Origin of the sequence: Halomonas heilongjiangensis (assembly GCF_002879645.1) — a bacterium.
GTDB classification, from domain to species: Bacteria; Pseudomonadota; Gammaproteobacteria; order Pseudomonadales; family Halomonadaceae; genus Halomonas; species Halomonas heilongjiangensis.
The window spans coordinates 1-17,328 of sequence record NZ_PNRE01000025.1 but is presented as its reverse complement, the minus strand read 5'-3'; the positions used below and the strand labels follow the sequence as shown (position 1 = coordinate 17,328).

At 68.4% G+C, this 17,328-nt stretch carries 18 protein-coding genes and 1 pseudogene; 17 read left to right on the top strand and 2 right to left on the bottom strand.

Annotated features, from left to right (window positions below; all coding sequences use genetic code 11):
* The first annotated feature begins 11 nt into the window (after positions 1–11).
* From arsC to pdxH, 4 genes are all read left to right on the top strand, one after another.
* The gene (gene arsC / locus C1H66_RS04995; RefSeq protein WP_102626804.1) at positions 12–365 is read left to right on the top strand and encodes an arsenate reductase (glutaredoxin); all 354 of its coding nucleotides are present in this window, start codon (positions 12–14) and stop codon (positions 363–365) included.
* A 44-nt stretch (positions 366–409) separates the two neighbouring features.
* Positions 410–1,033 (top strand): NAD(P)H:quinone oxidoreductase, encoded by a 624-nt coding sequence (gene wrbA, locus C1H66_RS04990; RefSeq protein WP_102626803.1) that lies wholly within the window; start codon positions 410–412, stop codon positions 1,031–1,033.
* The gene (locus tag C1H66_RS04985) at positions 1,030–1,422 is read left to right on the top strand and encodes a DUF2069 domain-containing protein (protein WP_102626802.1); all 393 of its coding nucleotides are present in this window, start codon (positions 1,030–1,032) and stop codon (positions 1,420–1,422) included. Before wrbA ends, C1H66_RS04985 begins: the two co-directional genes overlap by 4 nt.
* Before the next feature lie 99 nt (positions 1,423–1,521).
* On the top strand, positions 1,522–2,163 hold the full coding sequence (gene pdxH / locus C1H66_RS04980; RefSeq protein WP_102626801.1) for a pyridoxamine 5'-phosphate oxidase: 642 nt from the start codon (positions 1,522–1,524) through the stop codon (positions 2,161–2,163).
* Between the two features lie 40 nt (positions 2,164–2,203).
* Here pdxH and C1H66_RS04975 read toward each other — a convergent pair whose 3' ends face one another.
* Complete coding sequence (locus C1H66_RS04975) at positions 2,204–4,951, bottom strand: bifunctional acetate--CoA ligase family protein/GNAT family N-acetyltransferase (RefSeq protein ID WP_102626800.1); 2,748 nt, start codon at positions 4,949–4,951, stop codon at positions 2,204–2,206.
* A 128-nt stretch (positions 4,952–5,079) separates the two neighbouring features.
* On the opposite strand from C1H66_RS04975, the gene C1H66_RS04970 reads away from it, so the two are divergent.
* On the top strand, positions 5,080–6,015 hold the full coding sequence (locus C1H66_RS04970) for a histone deacetylase family protein (RefSeq protein ID WP_102626799.1): 936 nt from the start codon (positions 5,080–5,082) through the stop codon (positions 6,013–6,015).
* A 149-nt stretch (positions 6,016–6,164) separates the two neighbouring features.
* The gene (locus tag C1H66_RS04965; RefSeq protein ID WP_102626798.1) at positions 6,165–6,800 is read left to right on the top strand and encodes a helix-turn-helix domain-containing protein; all 636 of its coding nucleotides are present in this window, start codon (positions 6,165–6,167) and stop codon (positions 6,798–6,800) included.
* A 16-nt stretch (positions 6,801–6,816) separates the two neighbouring features.
* Here C1H66_RS04965 and C1H66_RS04960 read toward each other — a convergent pair whose 3' ends face one another.
* Entirely contained in the window at positions 6,817–7,656 is an 840-nt protein-coding gene (locus C1H66_RS04960; protein ID WP_102626797.1) for a formate dehydrogenase accessory sulfurtransferase FdhD, read from the bottom strand.
* Positions 7,657–7,749: 93 nt separating this feature from the next.
* On the opposite strand from C1H66_RS04960, the gene C1H66_RS04955 reads away from it, so the two are divergent.
* The 11 genes and pseudogenes from C1H66_RS04955 to C1H66_RS04905 form a co-directional block, all read left to right on the top strand.
* On the top strand, positions 7,750–8,181 hold the full coding sequence (locus C1H66_RS04955; RefSeq protein WP_102626796.1) for a DUF3305 domain-containing protein: 432 nt from the start codon (positions 7,750–7,752) through the stop codon (positions 8,179–8,181).
* Entirely contained in the window at positions 8,178–8,738 is a 561-nt protein-coding gene (locus C1H66_RS04950; protein WP_102626795.1) for a DUF3306 domain-containing protein, read from the top strand. Before C1H66_RS04955 ends, C1H66_RS04950 begins: the two co-directional genes overlap by 4 nt.
* Before the next feature lie 93 nt (positions 8,739–8,831).
* Complete coding sequence (locus C1H66_RS04945; RefSeq protein ID WP_102626794.1) at positions 8,832–10,538, top strand: 4Fe-4S binding protein; 1,707 nt, start codon at positions 8,832–8,834, stop codon at positions 10,536–10,538.
* Positions 10,539–10,542: 4 nt separating this feature from the next.
* On the top strand, positions 10,543–11,166 hold the full coding sequence (locus C1H66_RS04940) for a TorD/DmsD family molecular chaperone (RefSeq protein ID WP_102626793.1): 624 nt from the start codon (positions 10,543–10,545) through the stop codon (positions 11,164–11,166).
* A 77-nt stretch (positions 11,167–11,243) separates the two neighbouring features.
* Entirely contained in the window at positions 11,244–11,444 is a 201-nt protein-coding gene (locus C1H66_RS04935) for a twin-arginine translocation signal domain-containing protein (RefSeq protein WP_102626792.1), read from the top strand.
* A gap of 27 nt (positions 11,445–11,471) precedes the next feature.
* Positions 11,472–14,327, top strand: a complete 2,856-nt coding sequence (locus C1H66_RS04930; RefSeq protein ID WP_102626791.1) for a molybdopterin-dependent oxidoreductase — start codon at positions 11,472–11,474, stop codon at positions 14,325–14,327.
* A 25-nt stretch (positions 14,328–14,352) separates the two neighbouring features.
* Positions 14,353–14,967: a formate dehydrogenase FDH3 subunit beta gene (fdh3B, locus tag C1H66_RS04925; RefSeq protein ID WP_102626790.1), complete on the top strand. Its 615-nt coding sequence runs from the start codon at positions 14,353–14,355 to the stop codon at positions 14,965–14,967.
* A gap of 45 nt (positions 14,968–15,012) precedes the next feature.
* On the top strand, positions 15,013–16,038 hold the full coding sequence (locus C1H66_RS04920; protein ID WP_370741271.1) for a formate dehydrogenase subunit gamma: 1,026 nt from the start codon (positions 15,013–15,015) through the stop codon (positions 16,036–16,038).
* 100 nt (positions 16,039–16,138) lie between these two features.
* Positions 16,139–16,474, top strand: coding sequence for a DUF1244 domain-containing protein (locus C1H66_RS04915; protein ID WP_102626788.1), 336 nt, complete (start codon positions 16,139–16,141; stop codon positions 16,472–16,474).
* Position 16,475: 1 nt separating this feature from the next.
* Positions 16,476–16,997: a molybdenum cofactor biosynthesis protein B gene (gene moaB, locus C1H66_RS04910; RefSeq protein WP_102626787.1), complete on the top strand. Its 522-nt coding sequence runs from the start codon at positions 16,476–16,478 to the stop codon at positions 16,995–16,997.
* Positions 16,990–17,328: pseudogene (locus C1H66_RS04905) on the top strand (molybdopterin molybdotransferase MoeA); the annotation flags it as partial. The gene moaB and the pseudogene C1H66_RS04905, both read left to right, overlap by 8 nt.

The following is a 17,328-nucleotide window of genomic DNA, read 5'->3' as shown; positions in this document are numbered from 1 at the left end:
AAGGAGTCCGCATGACCGCCATCACCCTCTACCACAACCCCCGCTGCTCCAAGTCGCGCCAGGCGCTCGCCCTGCTCGAGGAGCGCGGCGTCGAGGTCAGGATACGCCGCTACCTCGACGACCCACTGAACGATGCCGAACTGCGCGACCTGATGTCGCGACTCGATGCCGACGGCGCGGCGCTGGTGCGCACCGGCGAGCCGGAGTGGAAGACGCTGGACGTCGACCTTCAGGACCAGGAGCAGGTCATCGCGGCGATCGTCGCCCACCCCAGGCTCATGCAGCGACCCATCGCCGATGATGGCGAGCGCGCGGTGATCGGCAGGCCCCCGGAGGATGTTCTGGGCCTGATCGACGGACACTGAGCGCCCGCCTCCTTCTCTTCCCCTCATTCGCCCCTGGAGCCCCGATGAGCGCCCCCCTGCCCTATGTGCTGATCCTCTACTATTCCCGTCATGGCGCCACCCGGGCCATGGCCGAACAGCTCGCCGCCGGCGTCGAGTCATGCCGCGGCGTCGAGGCCCGGCTGCGTACCGTGCCGCCGGTCTCCCCCACCTGCGAGGCCGTGGACCCGGAGATCCCCGCCGAAGGGGCCGTCTACGCCAGCCTCGACGATCTGCGCCACTGCGCCGGCCTGGCCATCGGCAGCCCGACGCGGTTCGGCAACATGGCCGCTCCACTCAAGCACTTCCTCGACGGCACCAGCGAGCTGTGGCTGGGTGGCGCCCTGGTCGACAAGCCGGCCAGCGCCTTCACCTCCACCTCCAGCCTGCACGGTGGCCAGGAGACCACGCTGATCTCGATGCTGCTGCCGCTGCTGCACCACGGCATGGTCTATGCCGGCCTGCCCTACAGCGAGACCGAGGTGATGGACACCACCAGCGGTGGCACCCCCTACGGCGCCAGCCACCTGGCCGGCAAGCGCAGCGACCGCCCGCTCGACGATCTCGAGCGCCACCTGGTCCGCGCCCAGGGGCGCCGCCTGGCCAGGCTCACCCTGGCCCTCGACGCCATGCGCCGGGAGGCCCAATGAGACAGAGGCTCGAAGGGCTCGAGGCCCGGCACGGCCTCGATACCCTCACCGCACGCTCCCGCCAGCTGGTGCTCGGCAGCTATGTCCTGCTGCTGCTGCTGATGCTCTACCGGGGTGTCGCCGTGCAGAGTGAAGCGGGACACCTCGGGCCGCTGGTTGCCTTCGTGCTGCCGCTGGTGCTGTTCCTGCCGTCGATCCTCGGCCGCCGACCGCGGGGCCATGCCTGGCTGGCCTTCGTCAGCCTGCTCTACTTCACCCAGGGGGTGATGGTCGCCACCCTGCCGGGCCAGGGACTGCGCGGCCTGCTCGAGGCCCTGGTGTCGCTGGCCCTGTTCACCGGCTGCATGGGCTATGCCCGCTTCCGCAGCCGACAGCTGCGCGCCGCCTAGCCGGCTGCCCTGGCCCAAGAAAACGTCTGCCGTTGCCATGAAGGTGTTGAGCTCTACCCCGCGAGCGGCGACCATGGAACAAATCTCGAGGAGAACGACATGACACGCAACATCGCCGATATCCGACGCGACTATGAGGGGGGAAACCTGGACGAGCCCCAGGTCACCACCGACCCCATGGTGCTGTTCGACGAGTGGCTGGCGCTGGCCCTGGAAGCGGAAGGCGAGGACGGCAACACCATGACGCTGGCCACCGCCGACAGCCAGGGACTGCCCCATGCCCGGGTGGTGCTGCTCAAGGGTGTCGACGCCCAGGGTCTGGTCTTCTACACCAACTACCACAGCCACAAGGGTAGCGAGCTCACCAACGTGCCCCATGCGGCCCTGGTGTTCTGGTGGCCCTCGCTGTCGCGGCAAGTGCGCGTCGAGGGGCGCGTGGAGCAGGTCAGCGAGGCGGAGTCCGATGCCTATTTCGCCAGCCGCCCCCGTGCCAGCCAGTTGGGTGCCTGGGTCGCCACCCAGAGCGTGGTGATTCCCGGCCGCACCTGGATCGAGGAGCGCGAGCACCGCTTCGAACAGGCCTACGAGGGCCAGGAGATTCCCCGGCCGGTGCACTGGGGCGGCTACCGGGTCATTCCCGAGATGATCGAGTTCTGGCAGGGCCAGCCCAGCCGCCTGCACGACCGGATCCGCTACGAGCGGCGCGACGGCCAGTGGAACCACTTCCGCCTGGCCCCCTGAGCCGGACCATCCGCGGGCCTGCCCACAGCGGGCCCCCTCCTCAGTCGGGCTGGCTCTCCAGGCGATGCCGCTGCCACTCGCTCTCCGGCTCATTGAGCCGTAGCACCGCATCCACCACCTGCTCCTCCATGTTGTAGCGGCAACGGAACCCCAGGTGCTTCATCAGCGCCCGCATGGGATGGTTGTCGACCATGATCTTGCCGATCATCTCCAGGGTACCGACGCTCCGGCAGTAGCCGATCATCTTGTTCATCAGCAGGCTGCCGATGCCGAGCCCCTGGAGATCGTCGCGGATGATGATCGAGAACTCGGTACGGATGTTGTCCGGGTCGTTCCACACCCGCACCACGCCCAGCATCTCCTTGCTGCCGTCGTCCCGCGGGTGCTCGGCGATGAAGGCCATCTGCCGGTCATAGTTGATGTGGGAGAGGATCGACAGGTCGCGCTGGGTCAGGTCCGACTTGTTGTGGAAATAGCGGAAGCGGATGCTCTCCTCGGACAGCTGGGTGTGGAAACTGGTGATCAGCGGGGCATCCTCGGCGCGGATCGGCCGCACCTCCACCTCCCAGCCGTTGCTGAGGGTGACCCACTCGCGCAGCTCTTCCGGGTAGGGCATGATCGCGAAACGTGCCGGGGCACCCAGGTCCAGGGCGAAATCCAGGGCCACCATGCCGTCGCGATTGAGCAGCAACGGGTTGAGCTCCAGGCCACGCAGTTCCAGCAGGTCGCTGGCCATCTGCGACAGCTTGACCAGCATCTCGCAGAGCCGCTCGATGTCCCGGCCCGGGTCGCTCGAGTGTTCGCGGATCAGGCGCGCCGCATGGGTACGCCCGATCATGTCCTCCGCCAGGCGCATGTTGAGCGGCGGCAGCGCCACCTGGCGGTCGGCGAGGATGTTGACCTTGTAGCCGCCGATGCCGAACACCACCACCGGCCCGAACACCGGGTCGCGGGTGATGCCGGCACAGAGCTGCATCGAGTGCTTGCCGCGCTGCATCGGCTGCAGACAGTACTCGCGGATCTCGAAGGCGGGAAACTTCTCGGCCACCTTCTCCTCGAGCCGGCGCATGCCCTCGGCGACCTGTTGCGGCGTTGCCAGGTCCTGCAGCAGGCCGGCGGAGAGCTTGTGGGGGTGCTTGCGGTAGCGGAACGGCCGGCAATTGCCCTCGTGCACCACCTTGAGCGCCATGGGACCGTCGAAGTCCGCCGCGGCGGACGCGCCCGCCTCCGGCGTCGTCACGTAGCGGCTGGGGGCCACGGGGATGCCGTAGGCCTCGAGCACCTGGGCGGTCTCCGAGTGGGCCAGGCACTCGCGCCCGTTGGCCCGGGCCTCCGCGATCAGGGTGCGGCAGCGCCGGCGGATGTCCGCGGTGGTGGTGAACGGCAGGCTCGGCGGGGTCTCCTGCAGCAGCGCCTGCACACGCTGGTAATCGACCATGTGCATGAAGGCCTTCACCGCCTTCTCCGGCGAGAGGTAGGTGGGAATCCCGGCCAGGTTGCATTCGTGGCGTGCCGACAGCGCCTCTTCCAGCCCCATCCAACTGGTCAGCAGGTTGCGCCGGAAGCGCTTGCGATGGGCGATGATCGCCTGGGCCGTGGTCTTCGACGGGGCCAGTCGGGTCGGGGCGTGGACCACCAGCACGGCGTCGACGCCGGCATCGGCGGCGACGATCTCCAGGGCGTCCACCAGCTTCTCCGGGGTGGCGTTGCCCCCCAGGTCCACCGGGTTGTCGCCGGGGCGACTCATGTCGAAGCCGCCTTCGAGCAGCGCCCGGTGGGTCTCTTCGCTGAAGCCGGCCAGCTTGCCGCCGGCGCTGATCAGCTTGTCGATGGCCAGCAGCGCCGGCCCCAGGCCGTTGGAGACGATGGCCAGACGATCGCCGCGCAGCGGCTTCATTCGCGACAGGGTCTCCAGGGCGTCGAACAGCTCGTCGGAGTCATTGACCCGCACCACCCCGGCCCGGGCGAAGGCGGCATCGAAGAGCTGGTCGCGATTGGCCACCCCTGGGGTCGGCGGCAGGCCGGTGAGGTCCGACTCTGCGGTGCGCCCGCTCTTGATCGCCAGCACCAGGCGATGCCGGGAGGCGTCGCGCAGTGCGGTCATGAAGTGCTGGGCATCGAGGATGCGCTCCAGGTGCAGCAGGATGGCCTGGGTCGGCGCATACTGGTTGATGTAGTCGAGGAGATCGGGGAGCATCACGTCGACGCTGTCGCCGACGGTGATCAGGTGCGAGAAGCCGATGCCGCGCCCGGCGGCCCAGTCGATCATGGCATTGCCGAGCATGCCGGACTGGCCGAGGTAGGCGACCCGGCCCGCCTTGACCGGCTGGCTGGCATAGGAGGCATTGAGCCTGCGCCCGGGCACGATCAACCCCATGCACTCCGGCCCCAGCACCCGGATCCCCGACTCGCGGGCGGCCGCCAGCATGCGACTGCGGATCGAGCCCTTGTCGCCGTGGTCGTCGTCGAGATGGGCGCCGCCCGAGAGTACCAGCGCAGCCTTGACGCCGAAGCGCCCCAGCCTGGCGATGCGTCCCGGCACGGTCTCGACCGGCGAGCAGATCACCGCCAGGTCCGGTATCTCGGGTAACTGCGCGACACGAGCGACACAGGGCTGGCCGAAGACCGATGCGTACCCCTTGGGGTTGACCGCCCAGACGGCACCGGGAAAGCCGGCCTCCTGGAGGTTGCGGATCACCAGGCCGCCGAGGGAATGGGACTTCTCGGAGGCGCCGATCACCGCCAGGGTGCGCGGCTCGAAGAAGTGGCGCAGGAAACGGGTGCTCAAGGCTCTCTCCCCGGGATGTCTCCCGTGACGGCTGGTTCCGATGGTTGCCTCCTGTGTACGACCTATTGACACTGTCGTGCAAGGGGCGACGACGATTATCGTGACGCCATTCCCCCTGGAGCCCACGCATGATCACCGCCTTCATCACCCACCCCGATTGCCAGCTGCATCACATGGGCCCCGAACACCCCGAGAGCCCCCTGCGACTGGAGGCGATCCGGGCGCGGCTGTCCCTCTCCGGGGTGCTGCAGCAGACCATGCAGTCGGATGCCCGGGAAGCCTCCCGGGAGGAGCTCGCCCGGGTGCACCCGCTGCGACACCTGCAGGCACTCGACAAGTGCGTGCCCGAACAGGGTATCGTCTCCCTGGACAGTGATACCCTGATGAATCCCGACAGCCTGCAGGCCGCACGCATGGCGGCCGGCGCGGTCATCCGCGGCGTCGACCAGGTGTTCCGTGGCCAGGCCGACAACGTCTTCTGCGCGGTGCGCCCGCCGGGCCACCACGCCGAGGCCACCGATGCCATGGGCTTCTGCTTCTACAACAACGTGGCGGTGGGGGCGGCCCACGCCAGGGCGAAGTACGGCGCCCGCAAGGTCGCCATCCTCGACTTCGACGTCCACCAGTGCAACGGCACCATCGACATCTTCAAGGATGACCCCGAGGTGCTGGTCTGCACCAGCTTCCAGTACCCCTTCTACCCCTGGCGCTACCTGCGCAGCGAGTGGCAGAACGTGGTCAACACCCCGCTGCCGGCCGGCACCGACGGTGCCGCCTTCCGCCGCGCCGTCGAGGACGACTGGCTGCCGGCCCTGCACGCCTTCAAGCCGGAGATCGTGCTGGTCTCGGCGGGCTTCGATGCTCACCGTGAGGACGAGATGGCCGAGCTGTGCCTCGAGGACGAGGACTTTCACTGGGTCACCCGCCTGGCCATGGAGGTCGCCGCCCTCTATGCCGACAACCGCCTGGTCTCGGTGCTCGAGGGCGGCTATCACCTGGAATCCCTGGGGCGCAGCGTCGAGGCACACCTCAAGGCCCTGCTCGGCCAACCCTTCGACACCTGATGGCGTTTCCTGCGGGTGGGAAACCCGCCACCGGTCATTCCTTCGGCTGGGCATGTCGCAATCGCCACCATTGCGGGTCGTTCATGCGAGGCGAGGGGCAGCCGTTGTGGTAGGCTGGTGGAAATTCTGTTTCCGATAGTGAACCGCCCATGACCGCCACCACCGATCAGGACGCTGCCCTGCGCATCGCCTCGGGGCGCAAGCCCTTCGTCGAGCCACTGCGCCTCGGTGAGCGACTCAAGGAGATCCGCCTCGCCAACCAGTGGACCCTGGAGGACGTGAGCCAGCGCACCGGGCTGGCGCGTTCGACGCTTTCCAAGATCGAGAACGACCAGATCTCCCCCACCTTTACCGCCGTGCAGAAACTGATCGGCGGGCTCGGCATCGACCTGCCGCAGTTGCTCTCTCCGCCCCGGGCCCAGACGCGCACCATGGGCAGGCGCGACCTGACCCGTCGTGGCCACGGCCAGCAGCACCCCACCCCCACCTACGAGCACGAGCTGCTCAGCTGTGAACTGGCCCAGAAGCGCATGATCCCCTTCAAGACCATCGTGCGGGCGCGCAGCTTCGACGAATTCAGCGAGTGGGTGCGCCACGACGGCGAGGAGTTCCTGATGGTGCTCGACGGCGAGATCCTGCTCTACACCGAGTTCTACGAGCCACTCCAGCTGGTGCAGGGCGACAGCATCTACTTCGACAGCGACATGGGCCACGCCCTGGTGTCGCTCAGCGAGGAGGATGCCGTGGTGCTCTCCGTCTGCACCCGGGGCGAGAACTCTCCATGAACGACCAGGTAGGCTCCTAGCGGCGGTCGCCCGGTCGCCGCGGGGGCACGGCGTCCAGGTCGAGGCGCTCGCCGGCGTTGATCGCCTGGAAGTGACGCCCCTTGGCCCGGGCGATCAGCAGCACCCCGAAGCGCTCGGCGAGTTCCACCCCCTTCTGGGTCACGCCGGAGCGCGACACCAGCACCGCGATGCCCATCTGGGCCACCTTGAGCACCATTTCCGAGGTCAATCGGCCGGTGGTGTAGAAGATATCCGCATCGGCGCTTGCCGCCTCCCCCAGCCACTGGCGCCCCGCCAGGGTATCGACGGCGTTGTGACGCCCCACGTCCTCGACGAAGTCCAGCACCACATCTTGCCGGCACAGCGCGCAGCCGTGCACGGCGCCGGCGCTGCGGTAGGTCTCGTTATAGGCGCCGAGGTTCTCGAGCAGGCGGTAGAGCACCGACTGGCGCAACCGGGTGGCCGGCAGGGCCTTGAGCGAGGTGGCCTCGAGCAGGCGGCCGAACACCGTGCCCTGGCCGCAGCCGGTGGTCACGGTACGAGTCCCCAATCGTTCCTCGAGGTCCTCGGGCAGATGCCGCGTGACCACCGCGGCGGCCTCCACCTCCCAGTCCACATGCACCGCCGCGAGGTGCTCGCGCTCGGCGAGAAATCCCTGGTTGCGCAGGTAGCCCACCACCAGGGCCTCGGGGTCGGCCCCCAGGGTCATCAGGGTAACGATCTCGCGCCTGTTGAGGTAGACGGTCAGGGCGCGCTCGGCGGCGATCGCCTGGCGACGGGGCTCGCCGTATTCGTCGAGCACCTCGATCTCCAGGGTGGCGGGCAGGCGCGCCTGGCTCAGGCTGATGTCGTGCATCACGGCTCCTGGACAAAGCGTTGATTGACGATGATGGCATTCCCTCCGCCTAGTGTCTTTACTGAAATGACAACTTTGGCGAGAGCGACATCCATGACCCACGCCAGCAGCCACCGCCCCCTGAGTCTCGATCTGGCGAGCGAGTCCCGGCGTGTCAAGGGCTTCCCCTCCACCCAATGGCGGATCGTCGACCTGACCCCCGGGGATGGCGGTCCCTGGGTGCTGACGCTGCAGCTCTACCTCACCGAGCGCGCCGCCTACCGCTTCAACCTCGACGCCGGCACGCCCCAGCTGTTCGTGCGCTGCGGCGAGAGCAGTGGCGAGCCTCGTCCCTCGGCGATCACGGCCAGCCAGGACGTCGCGGCTTCCTGGCTCGATGGTGAGCAGCAGGTGCTGGAGGTGGCTATGCCGCTGGCGCTCCAGGCCTGGCTCGAGGCCTATCTCGCCCGTCATGGCGAGGCCCCGGACGAGGGACGCAAGAAGAAACGCCCGGGGGCGGGCCGTGCCCGGGAGCAGAGCGCATGAGCCGCCTGAGCCGCTGGTCGCGCCGCAAGCTGGGCGAGGAAACCGATGGCGTCGAGGCACCCGACACGGCACGCGCTGCGGTCGAGCAGGCACCGGAGATCGAGACGGTCGACCCCGAGGCGCCGGCCCCCCCGCCCCCGGAGCCCGGCAGTCTCGACCACACCCTGCCCGACCCCGACACCCTCCCCCCCGGCAGCGACTTCACGGCATTCCTGAGGCAGGGGGTCAGCGACGGCCTGCGCCGGCGCGCCTTGCGACGGATGTTCTCCGGCGACCATTACGGCATCCGCGACGGCCTGGACGACTACGACGCCGACTATCGGGAACGCCTCAAGCCCCTGGCCGGCGAACTGGCCCAGCGTCTGAGGCAGTGGACCCGCCAGGCGAGCGAACCCGAGACGGCAGACGATGCCCCCGAGGCGATCGACGATGCCGAGCTCGCCGAAGACGGAGCGGAGCGTCGCCGGGAAACGCCCGCCTGTGCCGACGAGAACGCCGACGACGCTCGACGGGAGGCCGACTCGTCCGACGGGGCTGGCGCATCGAGGGAGGATTAGACGAAGGATGGTCTGGCAGGATGCCGAAAACCAACCAGACTGCAACATTAGCATTACCAGACAATAACAAAGTATCACTGACCGTGAGGTGGCATGAACCAGCGCATCGAGATGCTACCGGTGGACGACACCGGCAACCGTCTGGCGCGGGAGGCGGCGCACCGCCGGATCTCCTGGCCTATCAACCTCACCCCGTCCAGCGTCGCCTATGTGAGCGCGGGACACGCCCTGATCCTGGGCAACGAGCGGGACGCTCGCCGGGCCGCCCGGGAACTCCGGGGGCGGGGGCTGGCCTCGCTCACGCTCGCCATCACCGGACCCGCCGATCCGGAAACGGAAGCCGACGACGAGACCCTGCTCGCCGACACACGCAGCCTAGCCTGCCAGACCCTGACCCGCGAGCAGGCCGCGAGCCTGCGCGTGGAGGGCTATCTGGGACGCTTTTCGGTCACGCTCGGCCGGGAGCAACCGTTGAACCTGGGCCGGGCACTGGTCGACCGCGAGTACTTCGACCTGGTGCTGGACCTCGGCGAGACTCCGATCCTGGCGCTGGAGTTACCGCCTCCCGGCTATGTCACCCTGCGCTGGGCCGAGCCCGATCGTGCAGCCCGGCTCGAGGCCTTCGCCGACCTGGTGGGCGAGTTCGACAAGCCACGCTATTTCCAGCTCAACCACGATCTCTGCGCGCACTCCTCCAGCGGCAACACCGGCTGCACCCGTTGCCTGGAGGTCTGCCCGGCCGATGCCATCGCCAGCCGGCAGGGGCGCATCGAGGCCTGGATCGAGATCGACCCCTTCCGCTGCCACGGCGTCGGCAGCTGCAGCAGTGCCTGCCCTACGGGGGCCATCCAGTTTCGGCTGCCGGAAACGCATCGCCAGCAGGAGACCCTGCTGGCCTGGCTCGAGGCCTATCGCCAGGCCGGCGGCACCCTGCCGGTAGTGCGTTTCGTCGCAGCCGACCACCAGGCCAGCGACGACGATCCGGCCGGCCATGTTCTCGACGTCCCGCTCGAGGAGCTGGGGGCCGCAGGCCACGATCAATGGCTGACCGCCCTGGCGGGCGGCGCCGCCGAAGTACGCGTCCAGCGCCATCCCCGGATGCCCGAGCGGCTGACCGCCTTCATCGACGACCAGCTCGCCCTGGCCCGGGCCCTGCTCGAGGCGCTGGGACATTCGCCCGAGCGCGTCACCGGCCTCGAGGCCGGCGACACGGCCGGCCGCGACGCCCTGCCGGCGCATCCGCCCCTGGTCGAGACACCCCTGGCCTTCGATACCGCCGGCAAGCGCGATCACCTGAACGCCGTGCTGACCCGACTACTCGAGTGTGGCAAACCCGACGGCCGGCGCCATGCGATGCCCGCGGGGGCCGCCTATGGCGGTCTCGACGTGGACAGTGCCGCCTGCACCCTGTGCATGGCCTGCGTGGCGGGTTGCCCCACCCCCGCCCTGGCGGCCGGCGGCGACAGCCCGCGGCTGAGCTTCCGCGAGGCCGACTGCGTGCAGTGCGGGCTCTGTGCCGAGGCCTGCCCGGAGGATGCCATCACCCTGCTCCCCGGCTTCCTGGCCGACCCTGCCCGGAGCGAGCGCCGGGTATGCCACGAGGAGGAGGCCTTCGACTGCATCCGCTGCGGCAAGCCCTTCGCCACCGCCGGCACCATCGCCACGATCAAGGCCAAGCTCGCCGACCATCCCTACTTCGCCGGCGATGCCCTGTCCCGTCTGGAGATGTGCGAGGACTGCCGCGTGCGGGATGTGTGGCGGGAACTGGCGCGGGATCCCGAGTCGCAACTGAAGGTGTGAGCCCATGACCGACACTCTCCTTCCCCCGACCGAGCTCGACGAGTTCCATGCCCTGCGGGCCGACGTCTACCGGCTGCTGGCGCGGCTGTTGCGCGAGGCACCGGACCACGTCCTGCTCGACTGGCTCGCCGGACTGGAAGTCGAGGACGACGACAGCCCCCTCGCCACTCACTGGCGCGAGCTCATCGCCTCGGCACGCGACGCCGCCGTCGAGGAACTGACCCGCGCCCACTTCCGCCATCTCGTCGGCGTCATCCAGGGCGACGTGACCCCCTACGCCTCCTGGTACCGCAACGGCGAACTGATGGACACGGCGCTGGTGACCCTGCGCCGGGATCTCAAGGCGCTGGGCGTCGAGCGCAACGAACGGACCCGCGATCCGGAGGATCACCTGGCCGCGCTCTGCGAGGTGATGGCCCTGCTCATCGAGGCCCGCTCCCCCGCCGAGGCGCGGTTCTTCATGACCCACCTGGCGCCCTGGGCCGGGCACTGCCTGGCCGACCTGGCCGCGGTCGCGTCGCCCTTCTATTCACGGCTCGGCCGTCTCGGCCGGGCCTTCACCGACACGGAAGAGGCGCTGCTCGCCAGCGAGGCAGCGCAGGACCCCGTCAGGCTCGTCGAGCCCTGAACGCCATCATCGCGAGAGCGCCCATGAACACGACAACAACACCAGCTCAAGGCCACGGCATGACAGAGGAGACTCCCATGAACAAGACTCGCAACCCCCAGCGGCGCCGTTTCCTCAAGACCCTCGGAGTCGGTACCGCCGCCGCCGGGGCAGCGGCCGCCGTCGGTCATGTCACCCTGGTCCAGGCCGAGACCGCCGCCGGACCACTGGCCGACACCTCCCGCCAATACCGGGAGACCGATCATATCCGCGCCTTCTACGCCACCCTGCGGGACTGACGGCTCGACAGCCAGGAGATCACAGCCATGCGTCTGACTCGTAAAAGCGATGCCCCGAAGGTTGCCGGGCTGGGCATATCCCGCCGCCAGTTCCTCAAGCGCAGCGGTGCCACCACCGGCGGCCTGGCCGCCGCCGGCTTCATGGGCGCCCCGATGATGCGCCGCGCCGAGGCCGCCGACCAGACGCCGGCCTCGGATGCCGAGGTCGAAGTGAAGCGCACCATCTGCTCCCACTGCTCGGTGGGCTGTGGGGTCTATGCCGAGGTCCAGGAGGGCATCTGGACCCGGCAGGAACCGGCCTTCGATCACCCGATCAATCGCGGCGCCCACTGTGCCAAGGGGGCGTCGCTCCGCCAGCACGGCCATTCCAGCCGGCGTCTCAAGTATCCCATGAAACTCGTCGACGGCGAGTGGCAGCGGCTGAGCTGGGACGAGGCCATCGACGAGATCGGCGACAGGGTGCTGGCACTGACCGAGGAGCACGGCCCCGACAGCATCTACTGGCTGGGATCGGCCAAGTTCAACAACGAACAGGCCTACCTGATGCGCAAGTTCGCCGCCCTGGCCGGCACCAACAACACCGACCACCAGGCGCGCATCTGCCACTCCACCACCGTCGCCGGGGTGGCCAACACCTGGGGCTACGGGGCGATGACCAATTCGCTCAACGACATGCAGAACAGCAAGGCGATCATGTTCGTCGGCTCCAACCCCTGCGAGGCCCACCCGGTGGCCCTGCAGCACATCCTGCTGGCCAAGGAGCGCAGTCACGCCCAGATCATCGTCGTCGACCCGCGCTTCACCCGCACCGCGGCCAAGGCCGACAGCTTCGTGCGCATTCGCCCCGGCTCCGATGTGGCCTTCATCTGGGGCCTGCTGTGGCATATCTTCGAGAACGGCTGGGAGGATCGCCAGTACATCGCCCAGCGTGTCTACGCCATGGACGAGGTACGCGAGGAAGTGGCCAACTTCCCGCCCGCCGAGGTCGAGCGCATCACCGGCGTCCCCGAGGCGGTCATGCGCGACACCGCCCAGCGCCTGGCCGACAACCGACCCGGCTGCATCGTCTGGTGCATGGGCGGGACCCAGCACACCACCGGCAACAACAACACCCGCGCCTACTGCATCCTCGAGCTGGCGCTCGGCAATATCGGCAAGTCCGGCGGTGGCGCCAACATCTTCCGCGGCCACGACAACGTCCAGGGGGCCACCGACCTGGGCCTGATGTCCCACTCCCTGCCCGGCTACTATGGCCTGGCCGAGGGAGCCTGGGAGCACTGGGCACGCGTCTGGGACCTCGATCTCGACTGGCTCAAGAGCCGCTTCGACCAGACCGAGTACGCCGACGGCCTGCCCATGTACAGCGATGGCATCACGGTGTCGCGCTGGGTCGACGGGGTGCTCGAGGAGGAGGAGGCCATCTCCCAGCGTACCCGGCTCAAGGCGATGTTCTATTGGGGACACGCGGTCAACTCCCAGACCCGCGGCCCCGAGATGCAGAAGGCCATGCAGCAGCTCGAGATGATGGTCATCGTCGACCCCTACCCCACCGTGGCCGCGGTGATGCACGACCGCAGCGACGGGGTCTACCTGCTGCCGGCGGCCACCCAGTTCGAGACCACCGGCAGCGTGACCGCCACCAACCGCTCGCTGCAATGGCGCGACAAGGTCATCGAGCCGCTGTTCGAGTCCAAGCCGGACCACGAGATCATGTACCTGCTGGCCCGCAAGCTGGGCTTCGGCGACGAGCTGGTCAAGAATTACGAGATGAACGGCGACGAGCCGCTCATCGAGGATATCACCCGGGAGTTCAACCGCGGCATGTGGACCGTGGGCTACACCGGCCAGAGTCCGGAGCGTCTCAAGGCCCACCAGCAGAACTGGCACACCTTCAGCTTCCGCACCCTGCAGGCCGAGGGCGGCCCCGCCGACGGCGACTACTACGGCCTGCCGTGGCCCTGCTGGGGTACCGCCGAGATGGGCCATCCCGGCACGCCGATCCTCTATGACACCAGCAAGCCGGTCTCCGAGGGTGGCCTCACCTTCCGCGCCCGCTTCGGGATCGAACGCAACGGCGAGAACATCCTGGCCGACGGCGTGTTCAGCGAGGGCTCCGAGCTCAACGACGGCTATCCCGAGTTCACCGACGCCATGCTCAAGGACCTCGGCTGGTGGGACGACCTCAGCGCGGAGGAGCAGGCGGAAGCGGACGGCAGGAACTGGAAGACCGACCTCTCCGGCGGCATCCAGCGGGTGGCCATCGCCCACGAGTGCGCGCCCTTCGGCAACGCCAAGGCGCGCTGCAACGTCTGGACCTTCCCCGACCCGATCCCCAAGCATCGCGAACCGCTCTACACCAGCCGCCGCGACCTGGTCGCCGACTACCCCACCTGGGACGACGTGACCTCCCACTACCGGCTGCCGACGCTCTACAAGAGCATCCAGGACAACGACAACTCGGATCGCTATCCGATCATCCTGACCTCCGGCCGCCTGGTCGAGTTCGAGGGCGGCGGCGAGGAAACCCGTTCCATGTCCTGGCTCGCCGAGCTGCAGCAGGAGATGTTCGTCGAGATCAACCCGGCGCTGGCCAACGAACTGGCGGTGGCCGACGGCGACGACGTCTGGGTCGAGGGCGCCGAGGGCGGCCGGGTGCGGGTCAAGGCGCTGGTTACCCCACGGGTCGCCCGCGAGGTAGCCTTCATGCCCTTCCACTTCGGTGGCATCTTCCAGGGCGAGAACCTCCACGGCCGCTACCCGGAGGGTTCCGCGCCCTATGTACTCGGCGAGGCGGCCAATACCGCCACCACCTACGGCTATGACTCGGTGACGCAGATGCAGGAGACCAAGTGCACCCTGTGTCGTATCGAGAAGGCCAGCTGATTGCGCTCGTAACCAGGAGATTCCCATGGCTCAGATGAAATTCATGTGCGACGCGGAACGCTGCATCGAGTGCAACGGCTGCGTCACCGCCTGCAAGAACGCCAACGAGGTCGAATGGGGCATCCAGCGGCGCCGGGTGGTGACCCTCGACGACGGCGAACCCACCGAGGTGTCGATCTCGGTGGCCTGCATGCACTGCGACGACGCCCCCTGCATGGCGGTCTGCCCCACCGACTGCTTCTACAAGACCGACGACGGCATCGTGCTCCACGACAAGGACCTGTGCATCGGCTGCGGCTACTGTCTCTATGCCTGCCCCTTCGGCGCCCCGCAGTTCCCGCAGCAGAACGCCTTCGGCGAGCGCGGCAAGATGGACAAGTGCACCTTCTGTGCCGGCGGCCCGGCGGAAACCAGGGAGGAGGAATACCAGAAGTACGGCGCCAACCGCATCAGTGAGGGCAAGCTGCCGCTGTGCGCCGAGATGTGCTCCACCAAGGCGCTGCTCGCCGGCGATGCCCAGACGGTGGCCGACATCTTCCGCCAGCGCGTGGTCCAGCGCGGCCACCCGGACGGCGCCTGGTCGGGCAACCCCCGCGCCGACGCCGACAACCTCGCCTATGACGCCACCCACCAGGGGTAAGGAGGCACCATGTTCGTTTCCCATGCATGGCCCGGTCTCTGGCGGATGGCGGCGCTGGCCCTGGTGCTGCTGGTCGGTCTGGGCGTCACCCAGCCGGCGCTGGCCCAGGCCGACCCGGACCGCGAGGCGGCCACCGCGGTCGGCGGCGTGTCGCCGGAGACCTGGCGCCAGGTACGCAGCGGTGAGACCGGGCCCAACTTCCGTGACAGCCGGGCCGAGTCCACCTACAACCTGGTCAACGCCAGCGGCGAGACCTGGCGGCAGTTGCGCAACCGTTGGGTCTCGCCCTTCGGCCTGATCGCGATCGGCGGCATGCTCGTGGTGATCGCGCTGTTCTACGTGATCGTCGGCCGCAAGGACCTCAGTGCGCCGCGCACCGGTCGCAAGCTGCTGCGCTGGCCGTTGGTCGTCCGTGCGATCCACTGGACGGTAGCGACCCTGTTCATCGTCCTGGCGCTGACCGGGCTCAACCTGCTCTACGGCAAGTTCGTCTTCCGCCCCCTGTTCGGCGACGCCGTCTGGGCCGGCATGATCTCGGCCTCCAAGGTGGCGCACAACTACCTGGGCCCGCTGTTCGGCATCCTGCTGATCGTGCTGCTGGCCCGGGTGCTGAAGCACAACTGGCCCAAGAAGCATGACCTGGAGTGGTTCAAGAAGGGCGGCGGCATGGTCGGCAAGGCACATGTCGATGCCGGCTTCGCCAACGGCGGCGAGAAGGTGTGGTTCTGGCTGCTGGCCACGGTGGGCATCGTGGTGATCGCCAGCGGTTTCGTGCTCGACTTCCCCAACTACGGCCAGGGCCGCGACACCATGCAGTGGGCCAACATCATCCACGCCGTGGGCGCGCTGGGGCTGACCGCCGTGGCACTGGGCCATATCTACATCGGCACCATCGGCTCGGAGGGCTCGCTGGAGGGCATGGCCACCGGCTATGTCGACGAGACCTGGGCCAGGGACCACCACAACCTCTGGTACGAGGAGGTCAAGGACCAGGCGATTCCCGAGGAACGACTCGCCGCCGGTGGCCAGCCCTCCGGCGGCAGCGAAGAACCGACACCCCGCTCGGGATGATCCACCAGCTTCATCGCGACGCTTCGACACCGCCTTCGGGCGGTGTCTTTTGTTATGCTGGCAGCATTGCGAACACCACCAAGATGCAGGGAGACACGCCATGCAGCATCTCGACGACAACACCCGCACCGAGCTGGAAGCCGCGGCCTTCCGTCGCCTGCTCAAGCACCTCGACGACAACAAGGACGTACAGAACATCGAGCTGATGATCCTGGCCGACTTCTGCCGCAACTGCCTCTCGAAGTGGCTGGTCGCCGCCGCCGAGGAGCGCGGCGCCGAACTCGACTACGAGGCGGCGCGAGACCATGTCTACGGCATGCCCTATGCCGAGTGGAAGGCGAAGTACCAGCAGGAAGCCACGCCGGAGCAGCTCGCGGCCTTCGAGGAGCGGCAGGCACGCAAGAAGGCGCAGGCGTCGAACGAGGGCGAGAAATAAGATGAGCGATCCGATGATTCCGCTGCGGGTGGCGGTGCTGACCGTCTCCGACACCCGCACCGACGAGACCGACCGCAGCGGCCAGGCCCTGGTCGAGCGCCTCACCGGCGCCGGCCATCGGCTCGCCGACAAGCAGATCGTCATCGACGACGTCTACCGCATTCGGGCCGTGGTGGCGGGCTGGATCGCCGACCCCGAGGTCCAGGTGATCCTGACCACCGGAGGGACCGGCTTCACCGGCCGCGATTCCACGCCGGAAGCGGTCTCGGTGCTGCTCGACAAGCAGATCGAGGGCTTCGGCGAGCTCTTCCGCCACCTCAGCTGGCAGGAGATCGGCAGCTCCACCATCCAGAGCCGCTGCCTCGGCGGGCTGGCCAATGCCACCGTGGTGTTCTGCCTGCCCGGCTCCACCGGCGCCTGCCGCACCGCCTGGGACGGCATCCTCGCCGAGCAGCTCGACAGCCGCCATAAACCCTGCAACTTCGCCAACCTGGTCATTCCCGAGCGAGGCCAGCATGGCTGAACTCAAGCCCGTCGAGGCGGCGCTGGCGGCCTTGCTCGACGGCGTCGTGACCACGGCGGCCGAGGAGCTCGCCGTCGAGTCGGCCGCGGGGCGGGTGCTGGCCGAGGCGGTCACCGCCCGCTTGGATGTTCCCGGCTTCGACAACAGCGCCATGGACGGCTACGCCCTGAATCACCGCGATGCCGGGCAATGGCTGCCGGTGAGTCAGCGCATCGCCGCCGGCTCTCCGGCCGTACCGTTGGCCCCGGGCAGCTGCGCGCGGATCTTTACCGGCGGTGAGCTCCCCCACGGGGCCGACTGCGTGGTGATGCAGGAGCGGGTCGAGGTGGAC

Bases quoted from the DNA above. Each gene is read 5' to 3' on its own strand.
- C1H66_RS04955 (WP_102626796.1), top strand. From the start codon at position 7,750: ATGACCCACGCCAGCAGCCACCGCCCCCTGAGTCTCGATCTGGCGAGC.
- C1H66_RS04985 (WP_102626802.1), top strand. From the start codon at position 1,030: ATGAGACAGAGGCTCGAAGGGCTCGAGGCCCGGCACGGCCTCGATACC.
- C1H66_RS04930 (WP_102626791.1), top strand. From the start codon at position 11,472: ATGCGTCTGACTCGTAAAAGCGATGCCCCGAAGGTTGCCGGGCTGGGC.
- C1H66_RS04940 (WP_102626793.1), top strand. From the start codon at position 10,543: ATGACCGACACTCTCCTTCCCCCGACCGAGCTCGACGAGTTCCATGCC.
- arsC (WP_102626804.1), top strand. From the start codon at position 12: ATGACCGCCATCACCCTCTACCACAACCCCCGCTGCTCCAAGTCGCGC.
- fdh3B (WP_102626790.1), top strand. From the start codon at position 14,353: ATGGCTCAGATGAAATTCATGTGCGACGCGGAACGCTGCATCGAGTGC.
- pdxH (WP_102626801.1), top strand. From the start codon at position 1,522: ATGACACGCAACATCGCCGATATCCGACGCGACTATGAGGGGGGAAAC.
- C1H66_RS04915 (WP_102626788.1), top strand. From the start codon at position 16,139: ATGCAGCATCTCGACGACAACACCCGCACCGAGCTGGAAGCCGCGGCC.
- C1H66_RS04945 (WP_102626794.1), top strand. From the start codon at position 8,832: ATGAACCAGCGCATCGAGATGCTACCGGTGGACGACACCGGCAACCGT.
- C1H66_RS04960 (WP_102626797.1), bottom strand. From the start codon at position 7,656: ATGCACGACATCAGCCTGAGCCAGGCGCGCCTGCCCGCCACCCTGGAG.
- wrbA (WP_102626803.1), top strand. From the start codon at position 410: ATGAGCGCCCCCCTGCCCTATGTGCTGATCCTCTACTATTCCCGTCAT.
- C1H66_RS04965 (WP_102626798.1), top strand. From the start codon at position 6,165: ATGACCGCCACCACCGATCAGGACGCTGCCCTGCGCATCGCCTCGGGG.
- C1H66_RS04935 (WP_102626792.1), top strand. From the start codon at position 11,244: ATGAACAAGACTCGCAACCCCCAGCGGCGCCGTTTCCTCAAGACCCTC.
- C1H66_RS04920 (WP_370741271.1), top strand. From the start codon at position 15,013: ATGGCGGCGCTGGCCCTGGTGCTGCTGGTCGGTCTGGGCGTCACCCAG.
- moaB (WP_102626787.1), top strand. From the start codon at position 16,476: ATGAGCGATCCGATGATTCCGCTGCGGGTGGCGGTGCTGACCGTCTCC.
- C1H66_RS04950 (WP_102626795.1), top strand. From the start codon at position 8,178: ATGAGCCGCCTGAGCCGCTGGTCGCGCCGCAAGCTGGGCGAGGAAACC.
- C1H66_RS04970 (WP_102626799.1), top strand. From the start codon at position 5,080: ATGATCACCGCCTTCATCACCCACCCCGATTGCCAGCTGCATCACATG.